The following is a 19,438-nucleotide window of genomic DNA, read 5'->3' on the forward strand; positions in this document are numbered from 1 at the left end:
CCATAGCTAAAAGCTCATTTCCTATAGGTTAGAAACAATATACCACTTAAAATTTGGCTTAAGTTGTAGTTCTGGTGGTGATATTACCTCAAGTAACTATCTATGGCGGTACTGGTAACACAGCCTTATTTATACCGTTGGTATCTCACTCTTATCCATTCGCACCAACATAATCCCTGCACGTAATCCAAGGGCTACCTGAGGGTTTGGAAACAAGATCCACTCATCTTCATGTTTAACACGGTAATACTCACCGGATTGCTCCGCCAACAGTGTACCTTGGTTAAAACGAGTAAAATTAACCGTATCATTGTCAACCCACAGTTTAAAATCAGGATGTTGTTTTAGCAGTGATTTCACCACCCGATAAAACACCATTCCTCCGGAGGGTTGTACAGGCAATGGTTCCCCACTAACTAATGAACGCAATCCACCGGCTATATGAGTAAATTCAGCCAGCTGATTTGCACCAAATGGTAGCGCTTTTCCCAACTCAAGCGTACAACTTGCGGCCAGGCAGTGCTCACTACTAAAATGAGCAAAAGTCCCCCCTGCCGAGGTATGCATCACTAATGCATCCAGTTGAATATCTTGTAACCACCGTAGCATTACTGCGCTATACGGTGTTGTTTGATAAGGCAACAATCCAAATCGAGTATGATGAGATTCGCGAATTGCCGTGTGTAAATCGTAATGCTGTCGCGTCAGTTGGCTCTCTGCTCGGAAAAACGCCGACACAGCTTGCTCAATAATTTCAACCCGTCGGGTTTCATTGCTTGGCGGATAACGCCGGTGTCGCCCGCCAAACATACGGTTGATATCTGCTGAGAGGAAACGTTTGCCGGCGCTTATCGCCGCTGGATTGCCAAATATGACTAACAAACGGACGGCCAGCGTTAATTCACCCGCTAACAGATCTGACACCAATTGATTCAAAATCTCAATCGGGGCCGTTTCATTTCCGTGGATACCGGCAGATAACACCACTGACTGGGTGTAATTGCCAGAAGGTGTCAACATCAATATCCCTTCATCGAGCCATTGCCACTCGATACTCTGCGTCGCGCCACGGATCGGTTCTGGCGGATGGCCCGAGAGTGTTATCGCCAGGAAATCTAGCATCATCGTTCCTTCTAATTCTGCTGGAACGGATATACCGAGCCAATATTAAGTATCCGTGTCAATTCATCCAATGCCTGCCGCCCTTCTTGTAATAACTGCGGATCAGCCAAGTCTTTAAATTGCAAATGATCACGATAATGTTGGTCGACCCAATTATTCAGCGTCACAAACAGCGCCGGTGTCATCATTACTCGACTATTAACAGCTTGTAACTCTGTATCGGTCAAGGCAACACGCAAGCGTAAGCAAGCAGGGCCGCCCCCATTACGCATGCTCTCGCGTAAATCGAATACTTTGACACTGTCAATCGGACCACCGCTATTGATCAATTCCGACAGATATCGCCACACGAACGGGTTTTCTTGTGCCTCCTGCGGAATAACCAACAACATTTTACCATCCGGTTTACTTAATAACTGGCTGTTAAACAGATAGCTTGATACTGCATCAGCAACCGACACCTGCGCGTCAGGGACCGCTATACTGATCAACTGTTGTTCAATGCTACCCATTTTACGGCGAATCTCATCCATAGCTTGAATGCCAGGGACGAATGCATGCTGATGATGGAATAACACATTCTGATTGCTGACAGCGATGACATCATTGTGAAAAACCCCTTGGTCGATCACTGCGGGGTTCTGTTGCACAAAAACAGTTCGGTCTGGTGCCAGTTGATGCAGTCGAGCCACTGCTTCGCTGGCCTCTCGCGTTTGGCGAGCAGGGTATCGGCTAGGGTTTACTCCGTTTTCTAGTGCGTTGCGGCCATAAACAAAGACCTGAACCGCTGGCAAGCCGTATTCTCCCCCCAGACGATTATGATTAGCCGCACCTTCATCACCAAACAATTCCACAGCAGGTAGTGCATCGTGATGAACAAAGTGACGATGGTTATTAAACACCCTTTTGAGTAAAGCCGACGTGGTTTCAGCCTCAATTGCACGGTGAAATTTGTTATTTAAATTGGCCACAGTAAAATGAACTCGCCCATCCGCGCTATCCGCAGCAGGTGATACCGTCGCCGCATTCGCCGTCCACATTGATGATGCGGAACTTACCGCAGATAATAGACGTGGGGATTTACGTGCCACTTCACTCAATACTTGTTCATCTGAACCACTAAAGCCCAACTGACGCAAAACGCCTATGGCTGGTCGCTCCTGTGGTGGCAAAATACCTTGTTTATAACCTAAATCGGCTAATGCTTTCATTTTCAGCAACCCCTGCCGCGCAGCCAGGCGAGGGTTGGAAATACTGTTTTGATGCGCAGTAGAGGCTTCATTACCAAATGACAATCCAGCATAGTGATGTGTCAGCCCAACCAATCCATCAAAATTAACCTCATATCCTGCCATCGTATTCTCCATTCATGGCTCAATGGCTATCGGGCAAATCGAAAGAGATACCCGGTGACAATGTTGCTGGTAGCGTCAAACTTTCGCTTTCGAGTGATGCCATTGGCCAGGCACAATAGTCGGCCGCATAGAAGGCACTTGGTCGATGATTACCTGATGCCCCAACCCCGCCAAAGGGTGCAGCACTTGATGCGCCGGTCAAGGGTTTGTTCCAGTTAACAATACCGGCTCGGGCTTCCAATAACAGTTGTTCAAATTGTTGCCGGTCCTCAGAAACCAGACCTATCGCCAAACCGAACCTGGTTTGATTAGCAATGTGTAATGCTTGCGTAAAATCGCCATAGCGAATAACGCTGACCAGGGGGCCAAAATACTCTTCGTCAGGGACATTGATACCAGTAATATCAATGATCCCCGGCGTCAGCACTGCACTTTGGCTGTCTGGGCGGGTCATGGCTAATAATGGCTTGCCACCTAAATCCAGTAAATGTTGTTGCGCTGCCAGCATTTTTTCTGCTGCTTGTGATGAAATCACCGCGCCCATAAAGGGTGCTGGCTGCATATCCCAGCGCCCGATACGCAGGGCTTTGGCAATAGCGACAAAACGCTGTAAAAATGCATCGCCTTCAGCGCCAGATTTAACCAGTAGACGGCGCGAACAAGTACAGCGTTGACCGGCTGAGATAAAAGCCGACTGAATAGCAAGATTTACTGCCGCATCACAGTCTACTATCTGCTCAACAATCAATGCATTATTGCCACCCATTTCCAGTGCCAGAATTTTTTCCGGTTGGCCGGCCAGTTGGCGATGCAAGTGATAACCGGTATTGGCGCTGCCGGTAAACAACAAACCATCAATATCATGTTGCGCAGCAAGGGCTTCACCTGTTTCACGCCCACCTTGTACTAAGTTTAATACCCCGTCAGGTATACCTGCCTGCTGCCACAATTTGACGGTTTCTTCTGCCGTCTTTGGTGTTAGCTCACTGGGTTTAAATACCACCGTGTTACCTGCCAGCAATGCAGGAACGATATGCCCATTAGGGAGATGCCCTGGGAAGTTGTAAGGGCCAAATACTGCTAATACACCATGAGGACGGTGTCGTAACACGGACATACCATCAGCCATCGGTGTTTGGCTACTCCCGGTTCGGCTTTGATAGGCTTGCAACGAGATAGCCACTTTGCCAATCATTGCTTGCACCTCTGTCAGTGTTTCCCAGAGTGGCTTACTGGTTTCCAAACTGATAGTGCAGGCCAGTTGCTGTTTATACTGCTCAAGTAATGCCGCAAAACGCTGTATCACCGCGACCCGCTGTTCCAGCGGTGTACGCGCCCAGGCAGGGAAAGCCTGCCGTGCCGCACGACAAGCCATTGCGACATCATGGCTGTCTGCGGCGCGCGCCTGCCACAATAATTGCCTATCTATGGGGTCAAGTTTGTCGAAATGCGCGCCGTTACCAGTGCGCCATTCCCCTTGCATAAACAGTGCTGGGTGAGTCATTTTTTAGTCTCCGGGGCAAAAAGGCTGACTATCCGAACCGTATCACCGGCTATGACACCCAGCGCTGCCGCATTTTTAGTCGTTAAATGCAGTAGCTCGTCTGAAAGATGAGTAGTAATCAATATTGAGCGGAAATATTGATAGCTGTCATTAGCCACTAAATAGGCAGTGCCACTCGGGTCAATATCGATGTCATCAATAACCACGATTCGCTTACTGCTGTCGCGCACCGCCCGCACTTCATCGGTGTTGGCCTCCAGTGTTGGGCCGCCATCAAAGATATCCACATATCCCTGATATTGCAGGCCTTCGGTTTCCAGCACTGCACGTGCGGGAGCCGTATGTGGATGGACCTGCCCGATGACTGCCCGCGCCTCTTCTGCCAGAAAATCCACATATAACGGGTGTTTTGGCATTAATTCAGCAATAAACGCTTTCTGCCCGGTACCACTGAGATAATCAGCTTTAGCAAATTCAATGGCAAAGAAGTGCCGCCCCACATTTTCCCAAAATGGCGAACGCCCCTGTTCATCGGTATAGCCTCGCATTTCCGCAATCACTTTGCGGGAGAAATACTGGCGGAATGCGGCAATGAAGAGAAAACGTACTTTTGATAAGAAGGGGCCATTTTTGTCTTTACGGTATTCAGGATCGAGAAACAAGGTACAGAGTTCGCTATACCCAGTGTGATCATTGCTTAAAAATAGGGTCGGTACCGATTTGTACACATTGAGTGTTTTGGATGCATGAACCAACGTGCCGACACGGAAGTTATACCAAGGGTCATGCAAACCAACAGCCACCTCAATAGCACTAACGCCCACCACTTTTTCTCGCTCACTGTCTTCCAGAACAAACAGATAGCCCTGTTCACCCGCAGCCAAAGAACCTTGCCAGGTATTTAACGCGCGCTCAATTCGAGCGGCGAGGTGTTGTTCATTTTGTGGCAGTGAAGTCATGCCGACGCCAGTTTTACCTGCCAATTCAAGGATATCGGCCAGATCACGGCGTTCTACCGGGCGAACTATCATCATAGTCAAGGTCCCTTGCTTACTGCATCAATGTTATGACTTAACCTGTCGACAAACCTGTTCAATACCCATGGCAAGCCGGGCTAAGCCCTCTTTAATATCCTGTTGAGAAATAATCAGGGACGGAGCAAAACGCACCACATTCGGACCCGCAATCAAAGCAATAAGCCCGTACTGTGCGGCAGCCTGAACAATCTCTTTGGCCTTCTCGTCATAATCCTTGTGAAGCACACAGCCAATCAGCAAACCGCGCCCACGGATTTCAGAAAAGACTTTGTGGCGGGCGTTTATTTCAGCCAATCCAGCCAAGAACCACTGATGCCTCTCTTTTACGCCTGCGAGGAGTTCTGGTGTGTTGATAAGAGACAAAACAGTACCCGCCACGGCACAAGCCAGTGGATTACCGCCGTAGGTAGTACCATGACTGCCGACATTAAGTGCGCTGGCATATTTGGTCGTCGTTAACATTGCCGCAATCGGGAAGCCGCCCCCAAGTGCTTTGGCACTGGTCAGCACATCAGGCGTTACACCGTAATGCATGTAGGCATAGAGTTCTCCGGTACGGCCAACCCCGGTTTGTACTTCATCAAAAATAAGTAATGCGTTATGACGATCACACAAAGCCCGCAAGCCATGTAGGAACTCGCTATCAGCGGGTAGCACACCACCTTCGCCCTGAATCGGTTCCACAATGACAGCACAGGTTCGGTCATTAATCAGTTCCTCAGCCGAGGCGATATCATTGAAAATACCGTGGCTGATCCCCCCCGGTAGCGGAGCAAAGTCTTGCGAATACTTCGGCTGCCCGCCCGCAGAAACGGTAAATAGCGTCCGGCCATGAAATGCATTCCTGAATGCCACAATCTGGTTCTTTTCGCCGGCAAGCCCTGGCTTATTACCGAAATTATTCAACGCATATTTACGGGCCAGTTTCAGTGCCGCTTCATTGGCTTCAGCCCCAGAGTTACAAAAGAAAACTTTCTCGGCAAAAGTGGCATCAATCAATTGTTTTGCCAGGCGCAGTACCGGCTCATTGGTATAGCCGTTACCCAAGTGCCATACTTTTTCTGCCTGCTCAATCAGTGCCGCTTTTACTGCCGGATGCCCATGTCCCAAGGCATTTACGGCGATACCACCAGCAAAATCGATATAAGATTTGCCCTGCTGATCCCACAGTGTCGCCCCTTCCCCTCGCACGATAATAAAATCTGCTGGTGCATAGGTTGGCACGATCCATTCATCAAAAGACTGTCGGGTAACGGGGATTGGGTGTTCCATAGTGGCCTCTTTGATCAGCGTAAATATGGGGTTGAGAGACTCATCGTTTGAGAGCACCATGCCTCAACAAAAATCTCTTATTCTGTTAACAATAAAAAATGAAATATATTCACCTGATATAAAGTGTACAGCAGCTTTCATGCCACACCAGATCCAATGTGAATAAATTGTACAAATTCCATTAAAACAATAATTTAAAATGCATAAGTATGCACATTGGTCGCATTCATACTGCATTTTGATTGATAAATAAGCCAGCCATGCTGGTTTGAGTAGAAATTATATGCATTTGACATCAATTTTGATTTTTGCTCTGTCAGATCACATTATGGCAACACAAAAATAACAACTAAGCTTTCCAACGCCCTATAAATGGGCAGTGCATGCATCAATTAAGTGCATTTCTTCTGCTAACAAAGCAGGCGATACGAAAGGAATTGCACCGTTTATGCATAATGGAATGAGGGATATTGCAGAAATAGCGGCAGAAGATAATGCTGTTATGGCTCCATTTTCTGGAGCCAGGTAAATATACTCATAGCGGAAATTAGATGGTTATCGACGCGAGCGGCTATTATCTGTGGCGCTGGTGAGTTGATTAATCAGTTGCGCCAGTATGCGGATGGCTTGTTCGCTCTGTTCCGACCAGGCAAACGAAGCATTCAGGCGGAAACAGTTTTCAAACTGACTGCCTGTGGTAAACATTCTCCCCGGCGCGATGCTAACCCCCTGCGCCAACGCCCGCCGATATAACTCACTGGCATTAAACGGCGGTTCTAACTCCAGCCAAAGGAAATATCCCCCCGCAGGATGGCTGATTTTGACATTTTTAGGAAAATGCTCAATAACCGCCTGATGCAGCGTATTGAGCCGCTGTTCCATTAAGCGGCGCAGGCGGCGCAGATGAGTGTCATATCCCCCCTGACTGAGATAATCTGCAATCGCCAACTGAGTCGGCACACTGGCCGAAACCGTACTCATCAATTGTAAGTGCTGAATTCGCTGCGCATGTTCCCCTGCTGCGACCCAACCGACACGGAATCCCGGCGCCAGACATTTAGAAAACGATGAGCAATGCAGAATTTGCCGATGCTGATCGAGTGCTTTGGCTGGCAACGGCCGCTCCGCACCAAAGTACAACTCACCATAAACATCATCTTCAATCAACGAGATATTATTCTGCTGTAGCAGGGCTACGAGCCGTTCTTTCTGCGGCCAGGACATCGTGCAACCTAATGGATTTTGAAAATGTGTCATCAGCCAACAAGCTTTGATAGGGTATTGGTTGATCACCTGTTCGAGCGCATCGAGGTCCATACCCTGTTGCGGGTGGGTGGTAATGGCAATCGCTTTTAGCCGCAAACGCTCGATCGCCTGTAATGCACCATAAAATGCGGGTGACTCAATCACTACCCAATCTCCGGGCTGCGTAACCGCCTGTAAACTCAGGCTTAGTGATTCCATCGCGCCCGCAGTGATAACAATTTCTTCGGGGGAGACATTCATTCCACTGGCGGCATAACGCTGAGCTATATTGCGCCGCAAACTTTCGTTACCCGGTGGTAAGTTAGTCACAGAGCTTTGTGGTGATATCTTACGTGCGACGCTGGCCAGCGCCCGTGATAATCGGGGTTGTAACAATAAACTCGGATCGGGAAATGCCGAGCCAAATGGCATTATTGCTGGGTCTTTCCCTGCCTGTAGTACATCAAAAATAAAGGCATTAATGTCTACCTGTTCATCCAGATGCAGTTTTTCCCCTCGCTGTGGCTGGGGTAATTGTGTCGGCCGTGAAGCAACATAATATCCCGACTGCGGCCGGGCCACGATCCAACCTTGGCTTTCTAATAGCTGATAGGACTGCACTACAGTCATCAGGCTTAATCCTGATTGTTTACAACTTTCCCGCAATGAAGGCAGCTTGTCACCCGCCAGCCAGACCTTGGATTGTATTTGTGCCCGGATTTGCTGAGCTAACTGTTCATATCGAGTCATAAGCCAACTGTTATAGGTAATATTGAATTAATTGTCACTATTATAGCCACTTTAACTTATGGTTAACTAACTGCCAAGTTTACTCCGCCAAATAATCGCCTGTTGTCACTACCTGTTATCGGGATAACTAATACCGGCGTGATTCATTTTATAGATTAATGAGGCAGTACCATGTTTGCAGCGAGGTCACTATGTTTGGCTTAACCGCTCTAGAATTGGCCAGAATCCAATTCGCTTTTACCATCTCATTCCATATCATCTTTCCAGCCATCACTATTGGGTTGGCCAGTTTTCTTGCGGTGTTAGAAGGTTTATGGTTAAAAACCAAAAATGAGGATTACCGCGACCTCTATCATTTCTGGTCAAAAATATTTGCCGTTAACTTTGGTATGGGTGTGGTATCCGGTTTGGTCATGGCCTATCAATTCGGCACTAACTGGAGCTTTTTTTCAGAATTTGCGGGCAGTATCACCGGCCCGTTGCTGACATATGAAGTACTGACCGCGTTCTTCCTTGAAGCCGGTTTCCTCGGGGTGATGCTTTTTGGTTGGAACCGCGTTGGGCCGGGTTTGCATTTCTTTGCAACCTGCATGGTGGCATTAGGCACGTTGATGTCTACCTTCTGGATACTCGCCTCCAATAGCTGGATGCAAACCCCCCAAGGCTTTGAAGTTATTAATGGGCAAGTGGTGCCTGTCGATTGGTTGAAAGTGATATTCAATCCATCCTTCCCCTATCGGTTACTGCATATGTCCACGGCTGCTTTCCTTGCATCGGCATTCTTTGTCGGCGCCTCTGCCGCCTGGCACTTACTGCGTAAACGGGATACACCCGCGATGCGGAAAATGCTGTCAATGGCAATGTGGATGGCGTTGATCGTTGCCCCACTACAGGCAGTTATTGGCGATGCCCATGGCTTGAATACTCTGGAATATCAACCGGCTAAGATTGCGGCGATTGAAGGGCACTGGGAAAACAAGCCCGGAGAACCCACGCCACTCATTCTGTTTGGTTGGCCAGACATGAAGCAGGAGAAAACCCATTTTGCGCTGGAAATTCCTTATTTAGGCAGCTTGATCCTCACTCACAGCTTAGAAAAACAGATCCCAGCGTTGAAATCTTTCCCAGTGGAAGATCGTCCTAACTCAACCATTGTCTTCTGGTCCTTCCGCATTATGGTCGGATTAGGCATGTTGATGATCTTGGCCGGTATCTGGAGTTTATGGCTACGCTGGCGTGGCAGCTTATACCAATCGCGCCCTTTCCTCTATTTTGTGCTGTGGATGGGACCGTCGGGTTTAATTGCTATTCTGGCCGGTTGGTTCACCACCGAAGTCGGCCGCCAACCGTGGATAGTCTACGGTTTGCAACGCACCAGTGATGCGGTTTCATCTCATGGCGAAATGCATATGAGTATCAGCCTGCTGGTCTTTATTGTGGTTTATGGTTCGGTATTTGGGGTTGGTTACGCTTACATGATGCGGCTTATCCGTAAGGGGCCAAAAGCGCATGAAGGTACTCAGCAACAACCCGGCGGACCCGGTCAGTCGAATACGCCATCACGGCCTCTGTCGGCAGTAAGCGAATCATTTAGTTCTGACAACCACCAAAGCAGGAGCTAATTATGGGTATCGATCTTCCACTGATTTGGTTTGTCATTATCGTTTTCAGTACCATGATGTATGTGGTTATGGATGGTTTTGATTTGGGTATCGGGATCCTGTTTCCACTGGTAAAACACAGCCGTGACCGGGACTTGATGATGAACAGCGTCGCCCCCGTGTGGGATGGTAACGAAACCTGGCTGGTTCTTGGGGGGGCAGCCTTATTAGGTGCTTTCCCGTTGGCATATGCAGTTATTCTGGATGCACTGGCAATTCCTCTTACCCTAATGTTATTGGGTTTGATCTTCCGTGGCGTAGCCTTCGAATTTCGCTTTAAAGCCAGCGCTGAAAAACAGCATATCTGGGATAAAGCCTTTATCGGTGGGTCATTGATTGCCACCTTTACTCAGGGCATAGTGGTCGGTGCTTTTATTCACGGCTTCCCGGTAACGGGGCGGAGTTATAGTGGCGGCCCATTTGACTGGTTGACACCTTTTGCTCTGTTTTGCGGCTTCGGTCTGGTTATAGCCTATGCACTACTCGGCTGTACCTGGCTCATTATGAAAACCGAAGGACAGGTGCAACAGGTCATGCATAAGCTAGCCACACCACTGACATGTATAATGCTGCTCGTTATTGCCATCATTAGCCTGTGGACACCGCTTGCACATCCACAAATTGCGGCACGCTGGTTTACGCTACCCAATCTGTTTTTGTTCTTACCGGTGCCATTATTGGTAGCACTGGCTAGTTGGGCGTTACTGCGCTCAGTTAAACGGGGTGGGCATTATGCTCCCTTCCTATTGACGTTATTGCTGGTGTTCCTTGGCTATAGCGGTTTGGGTATTAGCATTTGGCCTTATCTTATTCCGCCATCCATTACTTTGTGGCAAGCGGCAGCTCCGCCGCAAAGTCTGGGTTTTATGCTGGTCGGCGCACTCTTTATTATTCCTATTATTTTGGTTTACACCTTCTGGAGCTACTACGTATTCCGCGGGAAAATCCATCACGATCAAGGTTACCACTAAGTACCAAGTGGATAATGACAATCATGGGCTAGTTCGCTGGCCCTGATATGTTCTTATTGTGAATATTAGAATTTGTATGCATGAGACTTATATGTCTGAAAATAACACGATAAAATCACAAACGACCCTTCAGCCAACTAAACAGCTAAAATCGCCTTGGTGGAAGAAGATCGGCTGGATGTTACTTATTTGGTGCGGTAGCGTACTGGCTTTATTCGCAGTTTCGATGTTGTTTCGTATGATGATGACTGCGGCCGGCATGAAGTCCCATTAACGCCCACATGACACGATGAACATACGGCAAGGTTGCCACGTTTATTGGTCAAAGGAATATTATGTTATGAAACGTTACCTCATCCCCTTGGTTAATCAGATAGCTTTACTGATGATGCTACTGGGTTTACTGGGCCTTGCCGGTATGACTATCTCGTCATGGATGGCGCAAAGTATTCAGGGTAACGCGCATGCCATCAACAAAGCAGGCTCGCTACGCATGCAAAGCTACCGGCTGCTTTCAATGGTACCGTTGAATAATGGTGATTTGCCCTACCTGGTTGCACTCGAGCAGGATAAAACCAGTAGCGATTTACAACATGCGTTACAGCGAGAAGGGTTAACCAGCCAATATCAACAAATAGAGCGTTACTGGCAAACCACGCTAAAACCACAGTTACTACAAGCTAAACATCCCGATGACGTTGCCGCCAACGTGGCAGACTTTGTCCACCAGCTAGATGCTCTGGTATTAGCCATTGACCATAAAACTGAACAACGCTTGTTATTGGTTACCATGATTCAACTGGTGTTCATTGTTCTGACAATGAGTTTACTATTGGCCACTATCTATTATTTGCGCCGCCGCATACTGCGTCCATGGCTGCAATTAATCTCCATGGCGAATGCCATTGGTCGCGGTGATTTCAGCAAACGCTATACGCTGTCTTATCAACGAGATGAAATGGGGATGCTGGGTACCGCATTGAATCGAATGTCGCAGGAACTTTCGTTGATATACAGTGACCTGGAGCAACGAGTTACTCAAAAAACCGCTGATTTACAACAAAAAAATCAAGTATTAGCCTTTCTATATCATAGTAGCCGTCAATTACATACCCACCAACCATTAAGCGAGCGCTTAGTTCCAATTATCGAGCAGCTACAAACACTGACACCACTGGAAAATGTGCAGATCTGTTTATATGAAAATCATCTTTATCGCGATAATCTCGCTGATAACGCCGATGGCGAATATCTGCCGCCCCAAAACAGCCCGGCACAACTCACTATTAGCAGCTCATCTGGCGGAGTGAGTAGTGCTGTTTTGCGGGAATCTTTGAGTTGGAGTCTGAGTGATAAGCTTGGTCAATATGGGTTGCTACTGGCAAAACTACCCACTGATAAATCACTCAATTCAGATCAGCAGCAACTGGTCAATATGCTGGTGGAGCAACTGAGCAGTACATTGGCACTGGAAAGCCAAGCCCGGCATCAGCAGCAATTATTATTGATGGAAGAGCGTTCAGCCATTGCCCGGGAACTGCATGACTCCATCGCCCAGTCGCTTTCCTGCCTCAAAATTCAAATCAGTTGCTTGCAGATGCAAGCGCCCGATATGCCGGAACCCAGTAAACTTTTAGTACAGCAAATGCGCGATGAACTTAACATCGCCTACCGCCAGCTACGTGAATTACTGACGACCTTCCGCCTGAAGCTAAATGAGGCAACATTACAAGCGGCACTCCAGACTTTGGTAAATGAATTCAGCGAGCGAGCCAGTTTACCCATTACCCTCGAGTTTAACTTGCCGTCAGGCTGTGTCCCCGACCATCAGGCCATTCATATGGTTAACATTGCCCGTGAAGCACTGAACAACATTTATAAGCATGCTCACGCCAGTATGGCCACTGTCAGGGTTACTGTTGAGCAAGGTGATGTCATCATGTCCATCCGTGATAACGGCTGTGGGATTGGACAGGCCAGCGAGCGGCCTAATCATTACGGTTTGATCATTATGCAGGATCGGGCAAATAGTCTGAACGGCCATTGCACTATCTGCCAGCGGGAAGATGGCGGAACAGAAGTTCAGGTACGATTTACGCCTGACAATGACTCTCTTGACTGATACTTTCTGTCCAGATGGCCTATCTATGCCGCTTCGTGGCTAGATCTGGTAATCAATCACCACCTCATCCGCCGCCTCTGCCAACACTTTCTCTTTAATATCATGCAAAGAAAGTGTTGGATTACAGAGCTGTATAAAGAACCAAATAAAGTTACGTTGTAACTGACCTCGTTTTAGCCCTAGCCAAACAGTATTAGCATCAAACAAGTGTTCGGCATTTAGTCGTACTAACCCTTTATCACGATGTGCCTCGTAGGACATATCCGCCAGAATGCCGACCCCCATGCCGAGTTCAACATAGGTCTTAATTACATCAGAATCTTGTGCACTGAGTGCAATATCGGGTGTCAGTCCAGCATTTTTGAACGCATTGTCCAAACGTGAACGGCCAGTAATCCCCTGACGATAGGTAATCAATGGCAACGTACTCAGCGTTTCAAGGGTGATATTAGGATCTTGTGTTAGCGGGTGATTATCCGGCACGACAATAGCGTGGTGCCAGCGATAATAAGGAAACGTGGCGACAGACTCGTCACTCATCAATAGCTCAGTAGCAATACCAATATCCGCTTCACCGGAATGCAGCATGGCTGCAATCTCTTGTGGGTTCCCCTGGCTAATAACTAACTTAACTTGCGGGTATAACAGGCGGAATTCTTTAATCACCCGAGGCAAACTGTAGCGGGCTTGAGTGTGTGTGGTAGCAATATGCAACTGTCCACTATCATTATTGCTGAATACATCAGCCAGACGGCGGATTTGATTAGCATCATTCAGCATGCGTTCGGCTACTGTCAGCAACTCCTTGCCCGGTTCAGTCATCCCGAGCAACCGCTTTCCTCGTCGAACGAAGATCTCAATACCCAATTCTTCTTCTAGTTCGCGAATATGCCGGCTAACACCCGATTGTGAGGTAAATAAAGTATTAGCCACTTCAGTCAGGTTATAGTTGCAACGGGCTGATTCCCGAATAATTTTAAGCTGCTGGAAATTCACATTTAGCCCCTTTTGATTTCACTCTATTTAGTAGATAGATTTACGGGGGAAAATGGCCAGCAACAAATACAAAAAAACCGTTGCTTATGTTTTTTTGTGCTAAGTAAAGCTTATGGCATACATAAATTACTATACTATGGTGGTAGAAATTGAAATAACCCAATTTATCAAAAAGATAGAGGGAATAGAGGGTCTTCTCATTTTGGGACAGAAATTAAAATCAGCTATATTTAATTACTTTTTAATATACCCAGAGCTATTGGTATTGCCGGCAGAGCGCCGACTCCCCTACTGATGCGTCAGCTACCCAGAGGATCGCACTTTGCCGTTAGACGCCCTTTTGGCTCGGTGCTAAAATCGCTTAATAAAATTCATCTGCCAAGACTTTATCTCCTTCATATTCATGCCAGGGAGTGAGTTGATATTGATGTTATTCAGCCTTTTTAATATATGTAAGGCTGTTCAGGAGTTACTCATGCCATTGGCTATTATCGCACTCACCATTGCTACCTTTGGCATTGGTACCAGCGAGTTTGTAATTATGGGGTTATTGCCGGAAGTTGCCCATGACTTGGGGGTCAGTATCCCTAAAACCGGGATGTTGGTTTCTGTTTATGCCATGGGTGTGGTAATCGGCGCACCTTTATTGGCTATGGCAACGGCGCGAATCCCGCGTAAATCCACACTTTGGGGTTTAATTGTCCTGTTTATTATTGGCAATGTCCTGTGTGCATTGGCACAAACCTATAACTTATTGATGGCTGCCCGTATTATTGCAGCGCTCTGCCATGGCACTTTCTTTGGTTTGGCATCGGTGGTCGCAACTGATTTGGTCCAACCCAACCGCCGGGCGCGGGCAATAGCATTAGTCTTTATGGGTGTCACATTGGCAAATGTACTTGGTGTGCCATTAGGTACAGCAGTTGGACAAGCTTTTGGTTGGCGAGCCGCTTTCTGGGGTGTCAGTGCTATTGGTATTGTAGCTATCATCGCGGTGATCGCCTGGTTACCGAATAATATTCCGATGAAGAGAATCAGTCCTAAGCTGGAATTCAAAACCCTGATGCAGAAAAAAGTGCAAACCGCCTTACTGCTATCAGTATTAACCAATGCCAGCCTGTTTACTGTTTTCACTTATATTGCACCATTATTGCGTGAGGTGACGCGAGTTTCTGAACATGGCGTTACTGTGGTGTTATTGATTCTTGGGATTGGATTGTCCATCGGCAGCGTGATGGGGGGTCGTTTAGGCGACAAAAACCTGGTGGGATCCATGACCCGGCTAATCGCCATACTGATAGCTATCCTGTTGGCACTGCATTACACCATTGGTTTCTATTTACCGGCACTACTGACATTGTTTATCTGGAGCATTGTGGCTTTTGCCTTGTGCCCAATGTTACAACTATTAGTGGTGGATCAGGCCCGTGACGCCCCTAATCTGGCATCAACCTTTAACCAAAGCGCGTTCAATTTAGGTAATGCATTGGGCGCCTGGTTCGGTGGCACCTTGCTAGCCTTTGGCCTGCAATTACAGCAACTTCCGCTGGCTGCAATGGTCGTGATGGCTATCGCACTGGTCACTATGTTGCGTTTAAGATTGCATTTCCGTCGAACGGCAATTGTAAACCCCATCAATTAAGCAATCAATTCATCTTGCCCTACATATCTGTGGGGCAAATGCGCCGTTGCAGCCTATCACACTCTTTTATGCAAATAATTATCATTAACATTGGTTGATGTTATAGTTTATCCCTTTATAAGCCACAACCTCTGCTGGCTGATGACCAAGAATAAAACATCATAGGATAAGAAGGATAAACTGTGACCACAGGATCAACCGCAGCAAAACCCGCATATCGCCCAGTTCCACCCCGTCTGGTTCAGGTGAAAAAGGTGGTGGATACCTCACCGCATTTACGTCGAATCACCTTCCATAGCCCGACATTGCAGAATTACCCGTCTGATTGCGCGGGCGCTCATTTGAAAATCTTCCTACCTTTGGCGAGCCAAACTCAGCCGCAACTGCCAGTACTTGGTGAAAAAGGTCCAATCTGGCCTGCCGCCGAGGTCCGTCCGATTGTTAGAACCTATTCTGTTCGTGCTTCTCGCCCAGAACTGGGTGAGCTGGATATTGAGTTTGCTATCCATGATCACCGTGGTCCGGCGGTCGATTTTGCCCGCAATGCCAAAGTCGGTGATTGGTTAGGGATTACTAATCCTGGTGGACCGGAAACTATGTTGCCAGCAGCGGCATACAGCTATCTGGTGGGTGACCCCTCCTCACTGCCCGCTATTGCCGCCTTACTGGAAACCCTGCCTGCAAATGCCGAAGGCCATGCCATCATCCGTGTAAATAGCCCGCAAGATGTATTGAATCTGATTAAACCTGCCGGGTTGGAACTAAGTTGGGTCATTGGGGGTACGGAAAAAACAGGTGATGTGATAACCCAATTCTGTGCGCTGAATCTGCTGATGGAAGAGTCAACATTCTGGCTGGCGGGAGAAGATAGCATGGTGGTGCAATTGCGCCGTTATCTGCGCCGAGAAAAAGGGTGTGAGCGGCAGCAACTTTATGCTGTACCCTACTGGCGCGAAGGGCTGAATGAAGAAGATTATCACCATAAGCGCCATGAAGTTATGGACAATATTGACGAGTAAGATTAATTAATATCTGTAAAATCAATGGACATTACCCTGTAGTGTCCGTTTTCATCGCTATTTTTTTCACCCTTTCCAGTTAAAACCTTGTAAATTTTCTGCGACAATTCCCTGTTATTTGTTAGTCTTAAAGCTACTTAGCCTACAATATGGCACTTAATTATCGTTAAATGGCTCTAATGCCCGTTTAATGCAGTAAAGTTATTAGGAGCGCTCTCGAAATGAAGTCGCAAAATGATCCTGGCCGATCTAAATCTCGCCATCACGAATACTCCCTCATCCTGCCGATCATTGCATTGGTCATTCTTAATATCTGGGGTGATACCAGCAATTTTGCTGCTGTTATTGTTATCAACCTGATCGCACTTGTGGGTATCCTAAGCAGTGCTTTTAGCGTAGTGCGCCATGCTGACGTATTAGCACACCGCCTGGGAGAACCCTATGGCTCGTTAATCCTCAGTCTGTCTGTTGTTGTGCTTGAGGTCAGTTTGATCTCAGCCATGATGGCAACAGGTGATGCCGCACCGGCCCTGATGCGCGATACGCTCTATTCAATCATCATGATTGTGATTGGTGGATTGGTCGGTGTTTCCTTGCTGCTCGGCGGTCGCAAATTTGCTACCCAGCATGTCAATCTGGTGGGTATTAAACAGTATCTGATGGCTATATTCCCGCTGGCTATCATTGTGTTGGTGCTACCGAGTACCCTGCCCGGCGGCAACTTTAGCGTGGCACAATCACTGGTTGTCGCAGCAATTTCAGCCGCGATGTACGGTGTTTTTCTGCTGATTCAAACCAAAACGCACCAAAGTCTGTTTGTGTATGAACATGAGGATGAAGGTGACGACCCGAGTGACCCTCACCATGGTAAGCCATCCTCACACAGCAGTTTGTGGCACACATTTTGGTTGTTAATTCATTTAATAGCAGTAATAGCCGTTACCAAATTTGATGCCAACCCATTAGAAGCGCTGCTTACTGAGTTAAATGCACCGGCTAAATTTACCGGTTTCCTGATTGCGCTGCTAATCCTCTCCCCTGAAGGATTAGGGGCGTTAAAAGCGGTGCTGGCTAATCAGGTACAGCGTGCGATGAACCTGTTCTTCGGCTCAGTGCTGGCAACCATTTCACTGACCGTTCCTGCGGTTACCTTGATTGCGGTAATCACCGGGCAAGAGTTGAACTTTGGTCTGGAAGCACCACATATCGTGGTGATGGTCAGCGTGTTGATTTTGTCGCAAATATCATTTTCCACCGGCAGAACCAACGTACTTAATGGTACCGCCCATCTGGCGCTATTTGCCGCTTATATGATGACTATCATGCTGTAACTTCATGCCCGCAAGGGGATAAGCAAAGGGCAAGCGTTTATCGCGCTTGCCCTTTTTTATCGGGTCATCCATTCATAACACTGAGTTATGAATAGGCATTTAGAGTGTGTTGGCAGAGTGCAGAGCGGACACAGTCCTGTTTATCAAAGCGGATGATACCAATCATTTCATCCTCAGCAAAACGCTCCAGCGCGTCACTGAGACCTGATTTCACACCACGCGGAAGGTCGCATTGGGTGATATCGCCATTAACGATGACCGTAACATTTTCACCGAGACGGGTTAGGAACATCTTCATTTGGCTGGCGGTTACATTTTGTGCCTCATCGAGGATCACTACCGCATTCTCAAAGGTACGCCCGCGCATATAGGCGAAAGGCGCAATTTCCACTTTGCCGATTTCTGGGCGCAGACAGTATTGCATGAAAGATGAGCCGAGCCGGCGCAGCAGAATGTCATACACCGGGCGGAAGTAAGGCGCGAATTTCTCAGAGATATCACCAGGTAAGAACCCCAGATCCTCATCAGCCTGTAGTACAGGTCGCGTCACAATTATCCGATCAACTTCTTTGTGAATCAGTGCTTCTGCGGCCTTGGCCGCGCTGATAAAGGTTTTACCACACCCAGCTTCGCCGGTCGCAAAGATGAGCAGTTTATTGTCTATGGCTGATAAGTAATGACCTTGAGCTTCCGTACGCGCCTGAATAACGGAGGTATCACGGCTATCCCGTGCCATACCTATTGATTCAACACCGCCCATTTGCACTAACGATGTCACGTTTTCTTCCTCACGTTGACGATGACTACGTGAATCACGTCTAATTACGCGTTTCGCTTCACGACGAGCTTTGATCACTGCTTTCTGTCTTCCCATAGTGGCACCTTACAGTTTGTTTCACCTACCGCAGCAGCGGTTGCCTGCGCGATTATATCCGTCATACTTCAAGCTGCATGTGTGTTGACTTCCTGCAACTCGAATTACTTTGGGTATATGTTTCACATACGGATGAGGTTTTTGGCTTCCTTCGCAGCCAATAATAGCCAATGAAAAATGCGAGTAGCGTCAACACCAAGGCCCCAAAATGACGTGGGTAAAAACAGGTCTGGGGTGAGAACGATATCGCAAGGGAGTTATTACGTGACATGAATACTTGAAACAATAACGCTGGAGACAAAAATATATCAGGGATAGATAATGACAGTACTGCTGGAAAATGAGAGTCGGAGGGGGAGCCCTCGTAACAACGAGTTGCTTGGGTAAAACAGTGGTCTTGTCTTAACAGCCCAATCATGGACTCTAGCATTAGCGATCCCCGCAGTGATAAACAACAGCCTAAGCTATGCACCGTGTGAAAAATACCGCCAGATGATTACAGTATAATGACACTCTTAAGTTTCGCGATCTCAAAAT

15 protein-coding genes and 1 pseudogene are annotated in these 19,438 nt (G+C 47.6%); 7 read left to right on the forward strand and 9 right to left on the reverse strand.

What is annotated here, in order from left to right; all coding sequences use genetic code 11:
* Window positions 1-129: 129 nt before the first annotated feature.
* The 6 genes from astE to V2A85_RS13470 form a co-directional block, all read right to left on the reverse strand.
* Window positions 130-1,122, reverse strand: coding sequence for a succinylglutamate desuccinylase (gene astE / locus V2A85_RS13445; RefSeq protein ID WP_372559890.1), 993 nt, complete (start codon window positions 1,120-1,122; stop codon window positions 130-132).
* 11 nt (window positions 1,123-1,133) lie between these two features.
* Complete coding sequence (gene astB, locus V2A85_RS13450) at window positions 1,134-2,477, reverse strand: N-succinylarginine dihydrolase (RefSeq protein ID WP_420071646.1); 1,344 nt, start codon at window positions 2,475-2,477, stop codon at window positions 1,134-1,136.
* 19 nt (window positions 2,478-2,496) lie between these two features.
* On the reverse strand, window positions 2,497-3,981 hold the full coding sequence (gene astD / locus V2A85_RS13455; protein WP_372558861.1) for a succinylglutamate-semialdehyde dehydrogenase: 1,485 nt from the start codon (window positions 3,979-3,981) through the stop codon (window positions 2,497-2,499).
* The gene (gene astA / locus V2A85_RS13460; protein WP_372558860.1) at window positions 3,978-5,015 is read right to left on the reverse strand and encodes an arginine N-succinyltransferase; all 1,038 of its coding nucleotides are present in this window, start codon (window positions 5,013-5,015) and stop codon (window positions 3,978-3,980) included. Before astA ends, astD begins: the two co-directional genes overlap by 4 nt.
* A gap of 30 nt (window positions 5,016-5,045) precedes the next feature.
* The gene (locus V2A85_RS13465) at window positions 5,046-6,290 is read right to left on the reverse strand and encodes an aspartate aminotransferase family protein (protein ID WP_102970427.1); all 1,245 of its coding nucleotides are present in this window, start codon (window positions 6,288-6,290) and stop codon (window positions 5,046-5,048) included.
* Window positions 6,291-6,845: 555 nt separating this feature from the next.
* Complete coding sequence (locus V2A85_RS13470) at window positions 6,846-8,285, reverse strand: PLP-dependent aminotransferase family protein (protein ID WP_420071647.1); 1,440 nt, start codon at window positions 8,283-8,285, stop codon at window positions 6,846-6,848.
* 191 nt (window positions 8,286-8,476) lie between these two features.
* On the opposite strand from V2A85_RS13470, the gene V2A85_RS13475 reads away from it, so the two are divergent.
* The 4 genes from V2A85_RS13475 (at window position 8,477) to narX (ending at window position 13,039) form a co-directional block, all read left to right on the forward strand.
* On the forward strand, window positions 8,477-9,907 hold the full coding sequence (locus V2A85_RS13475) for a cytochrome ubiquinol oxidase subunit I (protein WP_372558858.1): 1,431 nt from the start codon (window positions 8,477-8,479) through the stop codon (window positions 9,905-9,907).
* A gap of 2 nt (window positions 9,908-9,909) precedes the next feature.
* Window positions 9,910-10,917 (forward strand): cytochrome d ubiquinol oxidase subunit II, encoded by a 1,008-nt coding sequence (gene cydB, locus V2A85_RS13480; protein WP_420071648.1) that lies wholly within the window; start codon window positions 9,910-9,912, stop codon window positions 10,915-10,917.
* A 91-nt stretch (window positions 10,918-11,008) separates the two neighbouring features.
* Window positions 11,009-11,191, forward strand: a complete 183-nt coding sequence (locus tag V2A85_RS13485; protein WP_420071649.1) for a DUF2474 domain-containing protein — start codon at window positions 11,009-11,011, stop codon at window positions 11,189-11,191.
* Window positions 11,192-11,257: 66 nt separating this feature from the next.
* The gene (gene narX, locus V2A85_RS13490) at window positions 11,258-13,039 is read left to right on the forward strand and encodes a nitrate/nitrite two-component system sensor histidine kinase NarX (RefSeq protein WP_372558855.1); all 1,782 of its coding nucleotides are present in this window, start codon (window positions 11,258-11,260) and stop codon (window positions 13,037-13,039) included.
* A gap of 39 nt (window positions 13,040-13,078) precedes the next feature.
* Here narX and cbl read toward each other — a convergent pair whose 3' ends face one another.
* A complete protein-coding gene (gene cbl, locus V2A85_RS13495; protein WP_083159056.1) occupies window positions 13,079-14,035 on the reverse strand; it encodes an HTH-type transcriptional regulator Cbl in 957 nt (318 codons plus the stop codon).
* Window positions 14,036-14,510: 475 nt separating this feature from the next.
* On the opposite strand from cbl, the gene V2A85_RS13500 reads away from it, so the two are divergent.
* The 3 genes from V2A85_RS13500 to chaA all read left to right on the forward strand — a co-directional run bounded on the left by V2A85_RS13500 (window position 14,511) and on the right by chaA (window position 18,027).
* Window positions 14,511-15,677 carry an MFS transporter gene (locus V2A85_RS13500; RefSeq protein ID WP_420071650.1) on the forward strand — a complete coding sequence of 389 codons (1,167 nt, stop codon included), beginning with the start codon at window positions 14,511-14,513 and terminating at the stop codon, window positions 15,675-15,677.
* A gap of 182 nt (window positions 15,678-15,859) precedes the next feature.
* Window positions 15,860-16,696 carry a siderophore-interacting protein gene (locus V2A85_RS13505; protein ID WP_372558853.1) on the forward strand — a complete coding sequence of 279 codons (837 nt, stop codon included), beginning with the start codon at window positions 15,860-15,862 and terminating at the stop codon, window positions 16,694-16,696.
* Between the two features lie 221 nt (window positions 16,697-16,917).
* Window positions 16,918-18,027 carry a sodium-potassium/proton antiporter ChaA gene (gene chaA / locus V2A85_RS13510; RefSeq protein ID WP_083159060.1) on the forward strand — a complete coding sequence of 370 codons (1,110 nt, stop codon included), beginning with the start codon at window positions 16,918-16,920 and terminating at the stop codon, window positions 18,025-18,027.
* Window positions 18,028-18,112: 85 nt separating this feature from the next.
* Here the strand turns inward: chaA and phoH are convergent, their stop codons facing one another.
* Together phoH and V2A85_RS13520 are read right to left on the reverse strand one after the other, a co-directional pair.
* Window positions 18,113-18,901: a phosphate starvation-inducible protein PhoH gene (phoH, locus tag V2A85_RS13515; RefSeq protein WP_032906294.1), complete on the reverse strand. Its 789-nt coding sequence runs from the start codon at window positions 18,899-18,901 to the stop codon at window positions 18,113-18,115.
* 122 nt (window positions 18,902-19,023) lie between these two features.
* Window positions 19,024-19,331: pseudogene (locus tag V2A85_RS13520) on the reverse strand (hypothetical protein).
* Window positions 19,332-19,438: the final 107 nt, after the last annotated feature.

Source organism: Yersinia sp. 1252 StPb PI, assembly GCF_048593885.1.
GTDB lineage: Bacteria > Pseudomonadota > Gammaproteobacteria > Enterobacterales > Enterobacteriaceae > Yersinia > Yersinia enterocolitica_E.

Excerpts from the sequence above, each read along its gene's own strand:
- astE (WP_372559890.1), bottom strand. The coding sequence starts at position 1,122 with ATGCTAGATTTCCTGGCGATAACACTCTCGGGCCATCCGCCAGAACCG.
- V2A85_RS13500 (WP_420071650.1), top strand. The coding sequence starts at position 14,511 with ATGCCATTGGCTATTATCGCACTCACCATTGCTACCTTTGGCATTGGT.
- V2A85_RS13475 (WP_372558858.1), top strand. The coding sequence starts at position 8,477 with ATGTTTGGCTTAACCGCTCTAGAATTGGCCAGAATCCAATTCGCTTTT.
- phoH (WP_032906294.1), bottom strand. The coding sequence starts at position 18,901 with ATGGGAAGACAGAAAGCAGTGATCAAAGCTCGTCGTGAAGCGAAACGC.
- narX (WP_372558855.1), top strand. The coding sequence starts at position 11,258 with ATGAAACGTTACCTCATCCCCTTGGTTAATCAGATAGCTTTACTGATG.
- V2A85_RS13470 (WP_420071647.1), bottom strand. The coding sequence starts at position 8,285 with ATGACTCGATATGAACAGTTAGCTCAGCAAATCCGGGCACAAATACAA.
- astD (WP_372558861.1), bottom strand. The coding sequence starts at position 3,981 with ATGACTCACCCAGCACTGTTTATGCAAGGGGAATGGCGCACTGGTAAC.
- V2A85_RS13465 (WP_102970427.1), bottom strand. The coding sequence starts at position 6,290 with ATGGAACACCCAATCCCCGTTACCCGACAGTCTTTTGATGAATGGATC.
- cydB (WP_420071648.1), top strand. The coding sequence starts at position 9,910 with ATGGGTATCGATCTTCCACTGATTTGGTTTGTCATTATCGTTTTCAGT.
- chaA (WP_083159060.1), top strand. The coding sequence starts at position 16,918 with ATGAAGTCGCAAAATGATCCTGGCCGATCTAAATCTCGCCATCACGAA.
- astB (WP_420071646.1), bottom strand. The coding sequence starts at position 2,477 with ATGGCAGGATATGAGGTTAATTTTGATGGATTGGTTGGGCTGACACAT.
- astA (WP_372558860.1), bottom strand. The coding sequence starts at position 5,015 with ATGATGATAGTTCGCCCGGTAGAACGCCGTGATCTGGCCGATATCCTT.
- V2A85_RS13485 (WP_420071649.1), top strand. The coding sequence starts at position 11,009 with ATGTCTGAAAATAACACGATAAAATCACAAACGACCCTTCAGCCAACT.